This is a genomic window from Pseudoalteromonas sp. BSi20439, assembly GCF_000241165.1.
In the GTDB taxonomy this organism is placed as follows: Bacteria; Pseudomonadota; Gammaproteobacteria; order Enterobacterales; family Alteromonadaceae; genus Pseudoalteromonas.
On record NZ_BADW01000121.1, the window covers coordinates 1 to 13,545 of the forward strand.

11 protein-coding genes are annotated in these 13,545 nt (G+C 41.6%); 3 read left to right on the forward strand and 8 right to left on the reverse strand.

Annotated elements, in window-relative coordinates; genetic code table 11:
* The 8 genes from P20439_RS11215 to P20439_RS11250 form a co-directional block, all read right to left on the reverse strand.
* Window positions 1–1,107: histidine kinase dimerization/phospho-acceptor domain-containing protein (locus P20439_RS11215; protein ID WP_036933722.1), on the reverse strand; the 1,107-nt coding region annotated here is incomplete at its 3' end.
* Complete coding sequence (locus tag P20439_RS11220; protein ID WP_008466887.1) at window positions 1,094–1,762, reverse strand: response regulator transcription factor; 669 nt, start codon at window positions 1,760–1,762, stop codon at window positions 1,094–1,096. The genes P20439_RS11220 and P20439_RS11215, both read right to left, overlap by 14 nt.
* Window positions 1,763–1,773: 11 nt before the next feature.
* Entirely contained in the window at window positions 1,774–2,421 is a 648-nt protein-coding gene (locus P20439_RS11225) for a hypothetical protein (protein WP_036933724.1), read from the reverse strand.
* A 14-nt stretch (window positions 2,422–2,435) separates the two neighbouring features.
* Window positions 2,436–3,206 carry an SDR family oxidoreductase gene (locus P20439_RS11230; protein WP_008466892.1) on the reverse strand — a complete coding sequence of 257 codons (771 nt, stop codon included), beginning with the start codon at window positions 3,204–3,206 and terminating at the stop codon, window positions 2,436–2,438.
* Window positions 3,203–3,892, reverse strand: a complete 690-nt coding sequence (locus P20439_RS11235) for a TenA family transcriptional regulator (protein WP_008466894.1) — start codon at window positions 3,890–3,892, stop codon at window positions 3,203–3,205. The genes P20439_RS11230 and P20439_RS11235 overlap by 4 nt, the downstream gene beginning before the upstream one ends.
* The gene (locus P20439_RS11240) at window positions 3,885–5,363 is read right to left on the reverse strand and encodes an AMP-binding protein (protein ID WP_008466895.1); all 1,479 of its coding nucleotides are present in this window, start codon (window positions 5,361–5,363) and stop codon (window positions 3,885–3,887) included. The genes P20439_RS11235 and P20439_RS11240 overlap by 8 nt, the downstream gene beginning before the upstream one ends.
* A complete protein-coding gene (locus tag P20439_RS11245) occupies window positions 5,360–6,013 on the reverse strand; it encodes a thermostable hemolysin (protein ID WP_008466896.1) in 654 nt (217 codons plus the stop codon). Before P20439_RS11245 ends, P20439_RS11240 begins: the two co-directional genes overlap by 4 nt.
* 95 nt (window positions 6,014–6,108) lie before the next feature.
* Window positions 6,109–7,623, reverse strand: coding sequence for a sensor domain-containing diguanylate cyclase (locus P20439_RS11250; RefSeq protein WP_008466898.1), 1,515 nt, complete (start codon window positions 7,621–7,623; stop codon window positions 6,109–6,111).
* Window positions 7,624–7,926: 303 nt separating this feature from the next.
* Between P20439_RS11250 and P20439_RS11255 the strand changes: the two genes are divergently transcribed.
* From P20439_RS11255 to P20439_RS11265, 3 genes are all read left to right on the forward strand, one after another.
* Entirely contained in the window at window positions 7,927–9,738 is a 1,812-nt protein-coding gene (locus P20439_RS11255; protein ID WP_036933727.1) for a glycoside hydrolase family 3 protein, read from the forward strand.
* A gap of 1 nt (window position 9,739) precedes the next feature.
* Window positions 9,740–10,474 (forward strand): 5-oxoprolinase subunit PxpA, encoded by a 735-nt coding sequence (locus P20439_RS11260; RefSeq protein WP_008466904.1) that lies wholly within the window; start codon window positions 9,740–9,742, stop codon window positions 10,472–10,474.
* Window positions 10,475–10,635: 161 nt separating this feature from the next.
* Window positions 10,636–12,654, forward strand: coding sequence for a S9 family peptidase (locus tag P20439_RS11265; protein WP_008466905.1), 2,019 nt, complete (start codon window positions 10,636–10,638; stop codon window positions 12,652–12,654).
* Window positions 12,655–13,545: the final 891 nt, after the last annotated feature.

The following is a 13,545-nucleotide window of genomic DNA, read 5'->3' on the forward strand; positions in this document are numbered from 1 at the left end:
CTCATCCGTCATACCTGGGCCACTGTCTTCTATTTGCCAAATACGCTGCCTGTGCGTTTGATTTAGGGTTATTTTTATTTGTCCATTTGCTGGCGTGTACTTAATGGCGTTACTGAGTAAATTTGAAATCAACGTCACTAAGGTAAATTCATCACCATTAATAATAAAGTCATCCCCATCAAGGCTGATGGAATGATTTTTAGCCGCCAATTTATCATATAACTGGCTAACCACGGCTTGGCTAATGCCCAATAATGACTGTTCTTTAAATTGCTTTTGCCACTGCTCTGGCTGAGTGCGTCCGAGGATCAACATTTGCTCTACGATATTGGTGAGTCGATTAATACCTTGAGTCATGGCTTGTAACTCTTGGTTATCACCTTGCTGCGCCGCAAGATTATGCACATTTATTTTTAAGCTACTCAAAGGAGTGCGTAACTCATGTGCCGCATCAGAGGCAAAAAAGCGTTCTCGTAAATAGGCGGTTTCTACGCGTTTAAATAAGTCGTTCAAACGGCTGATCACCGGTTTTATTTCTTCATCGGTTACCTGCCAATTAATAGCAGTAAAGTCATTTGCTTGGCGCTGTGCTAGTTGCCTTGATAAGCGTGTTAATGGGGCTAATGCGTACTTCACAAAAAAGCTGATAAACAAAGCAAGTAAAGGAACCGCCCAGAGCATAGGTAGCATGGCCGACAAAATAACTGCTTCAGCGAGTTCAAATCGTTTAGCTATTGGCTCGACAACGATCACCGTGCGCAAAGAGGTTTTAAACACAAACACTCGCATGCGCTGACCTGCAATATTTAGCGTTTGAAAACCTGCTTGATAGTGGCTCAAATCAAGATTCAGCTCATCAGAGCCGCTCAGTAGTTCACCTGCTTGCCAAATTTGGTACAACAACTGCGAGCTTTCATGGGTTTTAGGCGCCATAGCATTACTCGATAAAGGCTGTTGCATCAAAACGCCTGCCACTACTTTTAGCTCGCTATCGAGTAACTGCTCACCATGGCTCATGCTTTTTTGATAGCCTTTAACTAAGGCTAAAAAGCAGGTTAATACCATCATTGACAGTAAAATAAGCGTCAGCCGTTTACGAATTGACATTTTTTCCTACTACGTAGCCAATACCGCGGAGAGTTTTAATAAAATCGCTAGGGAATTTTTTTCTTAAGTGATGAATATGTACTTCAATGGTGTTAGAGCCAACCTCTTCACCCCATTGATAGAGTTTATTTTCTAACTGCTGTTTAGATTGCACGCGACCTTGGTTTTCCAATAGTGCCTTTAGCAGCATGTATTCTTTTCGTGGCAGAGAAAGCAGCTCATCGCTGAGTGTGACACTATGCGCTGACGTATCCATGGTCACTTCACCACAGTGTAATAAACTTGACTGAGTTTGATTTACTCGCCGGCTCGCCACACGCAAGCGAGCAAATAACTCGGCTGGTTCAAATGGCTTAGCTAAATAATCATCAGCGCCCATGTCAAGCCCTTGCACCTTGTCATCTATGCTACTTCGTGCAGTAAGTATCACCACCGGAATGATTTTTTTTTGCGACTTTATCTGCTTTAAAACTTGCGAGCCATCACCATCAGGTAAGCCAAGGTCAAGTATCACCATTTCTATTTCGCCACTGCCTAAGCTTTGCAATGCATGCTTAACCGTTGCGCTATGCTCTACACTATAACCTTCTTGGCGCAATGAGCGACAAAGCCCTTGGGCTACAAGGTGATCGTCTTCGACTAATAATAAATGCATTGTGGCGTGTGTTATCTCTTTAGTTTTTTATCAACTTTAGCTAATAATTGGCTAATTGCTCGCTGGCGATATTTGTCCGCTTTGGGGCGAGTATCACGAATGCCCGCCGCTTGTGCAACTAACAAATGGGCTTTAGCTTGTTTGTATTGGCGTTCATCATATAAAAATTCACCATATAAGTAATTAGTATCAATGCCTTTTTGGTTAAAAGCGAGTGCTTGCTTAAATAATTTATCTGCGGTGTCATCATCACCAAAGCCAATAGGCCAACCGGGCACCTTACTGTATAAGGTTGCAAGGCTTGCATACGCTGAGCCCCCTAAAGCACTATCGTCTATTTTAAGGGCTTGTTCTAATGACGCCTTTGCATCTTTAGCATAACCGAGCGCCCCTAAACCACCTTTTGCACCAGCAAAACTGGCCAGCACAATGCCATTCCACGTATAGCTATTTGCCGAATCCGGATAGTGTTTCGTAAACTCACTACTTTGCTCACTTAACGCTGTAAACGCTTTAATTTGGGCATCGTCTTTAAGTTCATAATTAGCCACCGCCCATTGCTGTTGGATTGCCAGTAAATCACTTTGCTCATCGGCCAGCACCGGTGATGAACTCACGCACGCTGCTATAAAATAGCTCACTAAATTAAATTTTTTCATCATAAGATCCTCTATTAACCTAAAAACTGCTTTATTTTAGGTAGTTGCTTTGCAATAGCGCTATCAACAACACGCGGAAATACGCCATTAATACGGGCAAATAATTTCTCAGGAAAACCAATAAAACGTCGCGGATTCGCACTGTGCAATAGCGCAACCAACTCATCTGCCACTAACTGTGGAGAGTCCATTTTGTTACCTAGCGCTTTATTCATTGCCCGTGTTTGTGCATCATTAATATCTGTATCGGTAGCTCTTGGTGCTAAATAGCTTACTTTAACGGGTGTATCTGAAAGCTCTCGTGATAGCGCTTCGCTAAAACCACGCAAACCAAATTTGCTCGCGCAATATAAAGTTTGATACGGATAACCTATGCTGCCAAACGACGAGCCGACATTAATAATACGCCCCTTCGATGCGTGCAACTGCGCTAAAAACAGCTGACATAACTTCATAGGAATAGCCAAGTTAGTGTTCAGTATCTTGTCGATTTGTTCACTACTCGATGCACTTAAGCTTTGCATTACATTAATGCCTGCATTGTTTATGAGTAACTTAGCGCCCCCTAATTTTTTGGCTTTAATGGCGAGTGCCAACATGTTTTCGGCAACCTTTAAATCCCCCACAAAAACCATACTACCGGGACATTGGCTACTTAGCGTATTGAGGGCATCACTATTTCGCCCTACCAAAAGTAACTGCCAACCTTGGCCGTGTAGTGTTTTGGCAATGGCTTGACCAATTCCACCTGTCGCACCAGTTAATACACATAAGCCGGTATTCATGCGTGTTGCTCTTGTGCTGATGCTTTAAAAAACGGCTCATCATCTAAAGCGCGAAAAATATCGCCGTACAAACGATAAAAACATTTTGCGCCATGTAAAATAGCCTGCTGATCCGCCTCGTCAGTAATTTGATTCATTAAGTTTTCAAAAAACTTAACATGCTCTATATCAAGCGCGCCGTGAGAGGTTAAATAGCTAAACGCTTTTTTAGGAAGCCCTATTGCATTCGCTATGTTTGATGCGGCTCCATCAGCAAGCGCAATTGAGGTCCCCTCTAATACGTGAACCATGCCAAAAAAGCTAAGCGGATTTTTACGTGCAATACTATCGTAGGCATACGACACCATCATTTCAGTGGCGAATTGTGGCTGACTATAGCGCACACTTTCTTTATCAAACCCACAGGCTGCAATGTCGTTTAGCACCCACTCTTGATGACCAATTTCTTCTTCAATATATTCAGCTACCGCTTCGCGTAACCATTCCTGCTCGTCAGTTAAACGCGCGCCAAGTGACATCATTAAAGGAACGGTGTGTTTTACATGATGATAAGCCTGCGCTAAAAACGAGGCATACTCTTCAAGCGTTGCTTGTCCGTTAAATACACGCTGTATAATTGGCGCAGCTAATAAGTACTCACGCTCGTTTTGAGTTTGTGCTTTTAATGTATTAAAAAAATCACTCATGGATCACTTCTCCAAGTCGGTAGAACTGTTCAAAAATAGGGCTATAGTGCTGACTAATTGCCGCTCGTTTAGGGCGATTATTAGCGGTTAATAATCCTTGCTGCTCGTTTAAAGGTTGGGCTAAACGGTGCCACTTTTTAATCTGTGCGTAGTCAGGAAGTTGCTGGTTTACTGTTTTTAAATGTGCTGTTAATTGCGCATCACTAAACTTGGGAGCCGCATAGATAAGCGCGCTTAAAAATGGCTGGCTTTCACCAAACACCACCGCTTGCTGTATCGCACTTTGGCTTAAAATTAATGATTCAGGCCATTCGGCGCTAACATTGCGCCCCATACTGGTGATGATCAGGTTTTTTACTCGCCCTTTGATGTACAGCTTATTATTGCGCTTAGTTACTAAGTCGCCAGTGGCGTACCAGGTATTTGGGTTATGAGGCGCTTGCTTTAAATACCCTAAAAATAACGCTCCTTTAATAAATAACTCATCATTTTCCACTTTCGTTTCAACGTGCCCTAGTACTTCACCAGCACTATTTACATCGTCATCATTGGGGGTGTTTAAACTCACTACTGAAGCAGCCTCGGACAAACCATACCCTTGATAAACCGGTAGGTTATATTCTCGTGCAGTTAAAATTAAAGACTCACTAACCCGCGCCCCGCCAACAGCAATAAACTTAAGTGACTTTGGTGGCTGCCAGCCTTGTTTTGCAAAGGCAATTAAACACGTTAGTAACTCAGGCACTAAAATAAGGGTGTTAGGTTTTACACTATCGATTGCGCTAATGAGTTTGTTAGGGTTTTTTAACCCTGAGCCAACAAAACCTAATTCGTTTAATGGCATTAAATGTACACAACCGCCACTTAACAAAGGCGCATACACACCGGCTATATTTTCCAGTAGTACTGGCAGCGGAAGTAAGCATAAATGCACAGGATTGCTAATGTTTATTTGCTCACATAACGACTTAGCTACCTGCATCTGGCTTTGTGTTGATAAGCACACCCCTTTTGGCTCGCCAGTAGAGCCTGAAGTAAAGGTAATTTTTTGCGTACCAGTAAAATAGTCCACAGGCTCAATCGCATCGAGCTGATAAATATAAAGGGTATAATGCTCAAATAATGTTACTGACAGCGAATGCTTACCTAGCGAATGACGAGGCATATCACTAATAAAAAACTGCGCACCGCATTGAGCTAACACATACTGTGTTTGCTGCTGACTAAAAAAATGGGCAATAGGCACCGCAACCTTGTTGGCAGCGCTGGTTGCGGCATCCACAACCAGCCAAGCGGGTGTATTATCAAGCTGAAAGGCCATTGCACCAGAGTCTAAAGCGGTAAAAATAGCTGTCAGCTTATTGGTTTCTTGTTGTAACTCCAAAACGCTAATAGGCATCACTTTATTGGCTAAGTAGCTAACAACCACAGGCTCGTTCGCTACCTTATTAATATTATTTAATAGGCTCATAAGCGCTCCAACACAGTCATCAATGCATTAATTTGTTGTGTGTTTTGTTGTTTAATATTTAACAGCATGGGTGTGTTTAGCACTTGCTGATGTGCATGCGCTAAATCAACAATGCACACCGTTGGCTGGTTCTCATAATAACTACCCCAGCTTTTTGGCTGCTCAACTACACTGCCATTAGCCAGTGCAATTTCGTTGCAGCTTACACCTAGTAAACGTAATAAGGCGCGTACTTTATTGGTAGCACAAAACACTAAGTGGCTCGCGCCAAAGCCGCACAAAGCTTCATTTACAATAATAAAATGAGACAACGTAGCTTTTCGATGTGTTGAGCATAAATTACCTAGCTCAAATACCGTATTTCGCGGTGTGCCTGGTGGTAAAAATTGCTCGATGGCCGCAGCTAAATATTGCTCAATAAATAAAGCAGAGGTTGCACTTCTTAAACCTAAAGTGCACTGACCTTGCACAGTTTGGTACTGGCATAGTAACGGCATAAATGAAGTAAGATGAGCATTGTACGCCGTTAAAAACCCTTGTTTAACGGTGTTTTCAAGGCGCTGGCGGTGCTCATCATTTTGCGTAGCAGTAAAAAAATGAAAAAGCTGTTGAAACCGCACAGCGGGGGAATGATGTTGAGCTAGTTGCATAAAAGCATCGCCTGTATTAAATCTATAGATAAAATTTAATCAGTGAAACTTAAATAAAACTTAAGGTAAGTTAATTTTAAAAATAAATTTAATTTTTAGCTGGCTATCACACACTTATTACGGCCTGTTTCTTTGGCATGATAGAGCGCTTTGTCAGCACATTTATATACTTGGTCAATATCATCACTATGTTGTGGCCAAGTGGCGATACCAATAGATACATTTATATAGCCTACTTTTGCCATTAATGTGCTGGCTACTTGGTTGCGTAAACGCTCAGCAATAACAAACGCACTATCACTATTTTCGTTAGGTAATACTAGTAAAAACTCTTCCCCACCGGTGCGTGCCACAATATCGTGCTTGCGCGATAGCGATTGTATAATGTGAGTAAGGGTTTTTAATACTTCATCACCCGTATCATGGCCAAACGTATCATTAACCCGTTTAAAAAAGTCGATATCAATTTCAAGCACAGCAAACGGTATATGTTTATCCATTAGGTTTTCAAGCAATATGTTTAAGCCACGTCGGTTATGCGCGCCAGTTAGCGGATCGGTAAGTGCATCTTGACGTAATTGCCCCATTTGCGATTGCAAAACATGAACGCCTTCTAACATCGCGTGTTTAAGCTGGTTACTTTCGAAGTACCAAGATTTAATACCTTTAAGATGATCCACATTTTTCTTATCGGTTGATAAATTGGCGCTATCGGCTAATAACCTTAACGGCTTAGCAATATAGTGAGCTAACATAGCTATTAATAAAAAAGTAATGAGTACTATGGGTAACATTCGTTTAAGCACCAGCCCTTGAAAAGTGTCTAACTTAGCAAGTGTTGCTGCTTCACTTCGCTGTGCAACAATCCCCCAATTAGCAAGCTCTACGTGGGAAAATCCGGCCAGCATGGTCACTCCCTGACTATTTATAACCCGAGTGTATCCATCTTCACCTTGCAACACTCGCTCTATTACTGGGTTATTAAATACTTGCTCACCAATGCGCTGAGCCTCAGGATGATAAAGTAAGGTTTTGTTGTCAGCGACCACGTAAAAGTACGCTCCGCCATCGTAACTATGCTGTTTCAACAAAGCATTTAAAATACTTTGCTGCTCTAAATAAAAGCTACCGCCTATATAACCGTAATAATTCCCCGCTTGATCAAACAAGGGGTAAGAAAGCACTACAATTAAATTATTAGCAAGCGAAATATAAGGCAGACTGACCTGCGGACGTTTTAGCTTAAATGCTTGCTTAGAATGGGGTGAATTAACGGTTTTATTAATAATATTTAAAGACACAGGTGAGGCTGCTTTAACCACACCTTGCATGTTTATGGCAACTGAATTAAAGCTATGTGTCTGATTTAAAAGTCGGTCGGTTTCAGCTTGGAGTAACTCAGTGTTTGTAATATCTTCAGCAATAATTTTAGCTGAAAACTCTAGCTGCTGCATTGCCGCTGCTAAAAAATGCTCAGTTGCTGAGGCTAACTTACTGGCAAATACATGATTACTTTGTAGGGTATCTTCTATTACCCGTTCTTTTTGCACTTGATAACTAATATATAAACCACTAAACAAAATAGCAGCTGCAGCGGGTATAGCTAACAAAAGAATTAATTGCCTAAGGTTAAAAGTAAATGGTAATCGAAAACGCAACTTAATATCATCCTAAGCAAATAAAAACGACTGCTATGCACTGCATACACCATTAATATAATACATAAATAGAACTAAGTGACCTAATTTTTGTTATTTTTAGGATAATTAAATCATACGGTTTATATTTGCTGGGTTTTGCAGTTAAGCTCAATAATAGTTAAGCTGCGTGCACTTTATTTTTATTTAGCCTTGGGGTGTGTGTTGCTAAATAAGTACTTGTTATCGTCTTCTCTTTTTTTAATCGGATGTTTCATGCCAATAAAATCTTCTTTTGCCGATTCTGCGCTGTCACTTAAACAGCAACTTGGGCAAAAGCTCATGCTCGATTTGCGCTATTTTTGTCACCAAGGCAGTAGTAAACGCTGCAGAACGCCATTAACCAAATTGCCCGACACTCTTGCAAAAGCAATTAGTCGTTATGATATTGGCGGGGTAATTTTGTTTTCTGAAAATACCCAAAGCATCGAACAAATTATTAGCCTTAATCAGCAACTACAACAAGCTGCATCTGCATCAAAATCAGGCTTACCGCTGTTTATTTCTATTGACCAGGAGGGCGGACGCGTTGCTCGCTTACCTCGCGATGTGGCCACCTCATTCACCGGTAATATGTCAATTGGCGCAACTTATCCTGAGCATGGTACTTATTTTGCTTCCCAAACAGCACAGGTACTGGCCTCTGAACTCTCAGCGCTTGGCATTAATGTAAATTATGCGCCTACGGTTGATGTGAACATGAACCCTGACAATCCGGTCATTAATGTACGCTCTTTTAGTGAAAACCCCGATGAAGTTGCGGCACTGGGCGCGGCACAAGTAATTGAGTTTGAAAAAAACGGTATTATTAGCGCTATAAAACACTTTCCAGGACATGGCGATACCAATGTAGATAGCCATACAGGCTTACCTAAAGTAATGCATTCAAAAGAAGTTATTTACGCTCAAGATTTAGCACCGTTTAAACAGATTATTGAGCAGCATAGTCCTGGGATGATAATGACCGCACATATTCAATACCCTGAGCTTGATAGCAGCACATTAACTAATGTAGAAGGGAAACAAATGATTAAACCCGCGACCATGTCGCGTAAAATCATGACCGATATCCTTCGCGATGAGCTGAACTATCAAGGTGTAGTGGTAACTGATGCACTGGATATGGCAGGTATTAGCCATTTTTTCAGCCCAACTCAAGCGATTATAAACACCTTTGCAGCAGGGGTTGATATTGCGCTGATGCCAATAGAAATTAGAACGCCTGAGGATATAAATAAACTTGATGCGCTCATTGACTCTTTAGTCAGTGCAGTTAAAACAAAACAACTAAACGCAGACGAAATTGCCCATTCGACGCAGCGTATTACCTCGCTTAAACATCAATTTAAATTACACGCTTTGCCTAACCCCATTAATGCATTAGCCAATGCCAAACAGGTTATTGGTAATAAAGCACATCGTGAATTAGAAGCATCACTGGCGTTAGCGGCAATTACCCAAATAAAAAACAACAATAACACTTTACCGCTTAAACTTAGCGCGGATCAGCATATTCATATTATTATGCCCGACACCCGCAAGTGTATGGCAATGCAACAAGCAATTAGTGCGTTAAATTCACAACCACTCAGTTTTAGTTGCAGCAGCTTACAGGGCTTTGATCCAAGTGAAGCGCAGCGCAACATAAACCAAGCAAGTATTGTTATTGCTGGCAATGCAACGCCGAATCAAAGTGCAGTGGAAATTGGCGGTATGGATGACTTAGCCGATAACCCAAACTTTGCCTTAAATAACGCAGAGCAACCTAAAGCGCTTGAGTCATTACTAAAAATGGCTAAACAAAAACACACTCCAACGGTATTTATTAGTTTGCGAGCACCGTATGACATTGCACAATTTGGTCACTATGCTGATGCAGTGCTTGCTTCCTACGCTTATAATATTGATGTGGATAAAAACGAGCTGGTATCAGGGCCTGCTTTTACTGCATTGGCGAAAGTATTATTAGGCCAAGCTCCAGCCAAAGGCCAATTACCGGTAACAATTAAACAATCGAAGAGCCATTAATATGAAACTTAATTGTGATTTAGGCGAGAGCTTTGGCGCATGGCAAATGGGCCTTGATAACGATGTTATGCCCCATATTGATATGGCAAATATTGCTTGTGGCTTTCATGCAGGTGATTCGAGTGTAATGGCGCATACCCTAAAGCTAGCTAAACAACATAATGTTATGATTGGCGCTCACCCAAGCTACCCCGATAAACAAGGATTTGGTAGGCGTTCAATGAGCATGAGCGTGGCTGAGCTCACTCAATGTTTGCACTATCAAATAGCCGCCCTTGATGGCATGGCAAAAGTACAAGGGCTAACCCTTAGCTATGTAAAACCCCATGGTGCGCTATATAACGACATGATGACAAACCAGCAACTACTCACCACTGTTATGGGTGCAGTTGCCAGTTACCCTGCAAACTTAAAGTTAATGATACTCGCCACAGCCGATGCCAAGCTACATCAAACCATGGCTCGCCACCTTGGACTAACACTCGTATTAGAAGCGTTCGCAGACAGGCAGTACACTGACCAAGGGCAATTAGTATCACGAAATATCGCCGGCAGTGTGCATAACAAAGACGCATTATTAGCTCAGGTTAAGCAGCTTTTAGCCAGTAACAGTGTGACTACTCAATCTGGAAAATCGTTGAAACTGGTTGCTGACAGCATTTGTGTGCATGGCGATAATCCCCAAGGCATTGCAATTATTGAAGAGATAAAAGCGCTTTGTTCAACCAATAACTAAAGCCGTACACAGATTAAGCTGTAAACCCCCTTTACAGCTTTTGCTTTCTTTTACCACCTGCATTCATTGGTAGTTTTAAATGCGAGCTTCGTCGCATCTGACTATAAATTATCCCTCCACTACCCTATAAATAGATTAGTGATTTAAAACAGGGATAAACAATGAAAACGCTTTTAGCTATGAGCCTTATACTAGGTAGCAGCCACTTGGCCGTTGCCAATACCGATACATTGCAACTTCAAGATATATTCAACTTAGAATATGCCAACCAAATAGATATTACTGACGACGGTAAAACAGTGTATTTTGTCCGCAACCGCATGGATATTAAAACCGATCGCAAAGTCGGTAATATTTGGTCTGTCGATTACAGCACAGGACAACTACAGCCCTTAACATCAGGTGTATTTATGGACTACTCGCCTGTGTTGTCACCCGATGGACAGCGCCTTGCGTTTATCTCTAACAGAGATGGCAGTAATCAAATATACATGAAGTGGCTTAAAACGGGTGCTGTGGCAAAAATTAGTAATCTTACTAATGCACCTCGCTCAATCACCTGGTCACCTAATTCTAAACAACTGGTGTTTAGTATGTTTGTTCCTGAAATAAGCTCACCACCTGTCAGTTTACCAGGTAAACCTAAAGGCGCTAGCTGGGCAGACCCTGCTAAATTTATTGACGATGTTTACTACCGTGCAGATGGCAGAGGCTATAGTCAAAAAGGATTTAATCAGCTATTTACTCTTAATGCGAATGGCGGCAATGCACAACAACTCACTAACGATAACTTTGATTATAATGGCGGTGTAAGCTTTAGTAAAAACGGCGAATTACTTTATTTCTCAGCCAATAGACACGCTGAACATGCACTCAAGCCAACCAATAGTGAAGTGTACCAGCTTAATTTAAACACGTTAGAGATCATCGCACTGACCGACCGTAATGGACCAGATCAACAACCTCAGGTCTCACCTAACGGTCAGTACCTTGCTTATACTGGCTACGATGACAAGCGCACTAACTATGAAAATACTCAGCTTTATATTCGTGATTTAAAAACCGGTGATACCCAAAGTCTGACTAGCGATTTCGATCGCAGCGTTGGCCAAATAAAGTGGAGCGCAAATTCAAAAGGCCTCTATTTTAGCTATGCCGATGAAGGCCAAACCGCACTCGCTTATCAACCTCGAAGTGGTAAACGTAAGGTGATTACCGAACTAATAGGGAGCGTGGCGTTTGGGCGTCCTTACTCTGGTGGTGATTTTGATATTAGTGAAAATGGTGACATTGCATTTACCTTGGCTGATACCCAGCGCCCTGCTGATGTAGCTACAATAAAACGTGGCAAAGTACAGCGTTTAACCGATTTAAACTCAGATGCACTACAAACTAAACAGCTCGCCAAGGTTGAAGAGCTATGGTTAAAATCAAGCCACGACGAATTACCAATACAAGGCTGGGTTGCTTACCCGCCGGGTTTTGATAAATCAAAAAAATACCCACTGGTGCTTGAAATCCACGGTGGTCCTGTTGCTAACTATGGCCCTCATTTTAGTGCTGAAGTTCAATTATTTGCTGCCAAAGGAAATGTTGTTTTATACATGAATCCGCGAGGCAGTGACTCGTACGGTAAAGAGTTTGCGCAAACCATTCATCATAATTACCCAAGCAATGATTACGATGATTTAATGACTGGGGTTGATGCGCTTATTGCAAAAGGGTTTATTGATGAATCTAAGTTATTTGTAACAGGTGGCTCTGGCGGCGGTGTATTAACCGCCTGGATTGTAGGCCATACGGATCGCTTTGCTGCAGCCGTGGTTGCCAAACCGGTGATTAATTGGATCAGCTTTGTACTAACTGCCGACTTCTATCCATTTTTTGCCGATTATTGGTTTCCAGGTAAACCTTGGGACCATATTGAGCATTATATGAAGCGCTCACCAATCAGTTATGTTGGCAATGTTAAAACCCCTACCATGCTACTGACTGGTGAAGCAGACTACCGTACGCCAATTTCAGAAACTGAGCAGTTTTATCAAGCCTTAAAATTGCAGGGTGTTGATACCGCGATGGTGCGCATTCCAAACGCTTCACATGGTATTACTGCCCGTCCATCAAATTTAATGACCAAAGTGGCATATATTCAATGGTGGTTTGATAAGCATTCGAAATAAAACGTCGAGTTATGAGTGACGAGCTATTGTAAGCTCGTTTCTCGTTTCTCGTTTCTCGACGCTCGACGCTCACAAGTGTAAACCCCCTTTACAGCAATAATGTGAGTAATCCCTTACATACTTAAACTAAATATCGGACTTAGTTTCAAGCTGAGTTGGTAAAAATTCGGTTTATACTAACTCAGCTCCTTTGAGTTAGTAAAAAATCGGTTTGAGTCACTGTTTATAAGCCCTCAGTTAGTAAAAAAATGTTTTATAAGCTGCAACAGTTAGTAAAAAATCGGTTTATTACTTTATAAACCCCAGTTAAAAATCTTTAAATTAAGCGTTTATATAGTCAAATTAAGGGTTAGAAAGGCAAATCTACCCTTAATAATGAAGATAATGGCTGTTTTCAACCTGGTTAGTTAAAACCTGATCTGCTTTTTGAACTAGCTAGTTAAATCGTGATCTGCTTTTAATAGCTTAGGGTCTGTTGACCTTTGCGGATTAAAATTTGCTCAAACTAGGGGCGGTTTAATCGCGGCGCGAGGTTTGTAACCTAGTGGGCTAAGTAAAAACCGAGCAACAAAGAGTAAATCGCCCCTAGGCAGAACCCTTCGGGCAGCGCCTGTTTGGCATTGATGCTGCGTTATCGCCTATTTATGGGGAAGAACCACACCACATAGGCTCTGCCTTGCCTAACTACCAAACAGACTGCTGCAAATTTAACCTTGAAAGGTCAACAGCCCCTAGTTAAACTCTTATCTATATGTGGTAAAAAGCGGTTAATTTATTGTGCTTACACGTGTCAAAGCGTAATCAAACTATCAAGCTCTGACTGCCGAGTCATAAACATCCTTTAAATTTAATTTACACTTTTAACCTGCACTGCATCCCTGAATAACTAGC

What these genes read in the sequence shown, in the direction of transcription:
- P20439_RS11235 (WP_008466894.1), bottom strand. Translation starts at nt 3,892, where the DNA reads ATGAGTGATTTTTTTAATACATTAAAAGCACAAACTCAAAACGAGCGT.
- P20439_RS11260 (WP_008466904.1), top strand. Translation starts at nt 9,740, where the DNA reads ATGAAACTTAATTGTGATTTAGGCGAGAGCTTTGGCGCATGGCAAATG.
- P20439_RS11245 (WP_008466896.1), bottom strand. Translation starts at nt 6,013, where the DNA reads ATGCAACTAGCTCAACATCATTCCCCCGCTGTGCGGTTTCAACAGCTT.
- P20439_RS11255 (WP_036933727.1), top strand. Translation starts at nt 7,927, where the DNA reads ATGCCAATAAAATCTTCTTTTGCCGATTCTGCGCTGTCACTTAAACAG.
- P20439_RS11265 (WP_008466905.1), top strand. Translation starts at nt 10,636, where the DNA reads ATGAAAACGCTTTTAGCTATGAGCCTTATACTAGGTAGCAGCCACTTG.
- P20439_RS11240 (WP_008466895.1), bottom strand. Translation starts at nt 5,363, where the DNA reads ATGAGCCTATTAAATAATATTAATAAGGTAGCGAACGAGCCTGTGGTT.
- P20439_RS11230 (WP_008466892.1), bottom strand. Translation starts at nt 3,206, where the DNA reads ATGAATACCGGCTTATGTGTATTAACTGGTGCGACAGGTGGAATTGGT.
- P20439_RS11220 (WP_008466887.1), bottom strand. Translation starts at nt 1,762, where the DNA reads ATGCATTTATTATTAGTCGAAGACGATCACCTTGTAGCCCAAGGGCTT.
- P20439_RS11225 (WP_036933724.1), bottom strand. Translation starts at nt 2,421, where the DNA reads ATGAAAAAATTTAATTTAGTGAGCTATTTTATAGCAGCGTGCGTGAGT.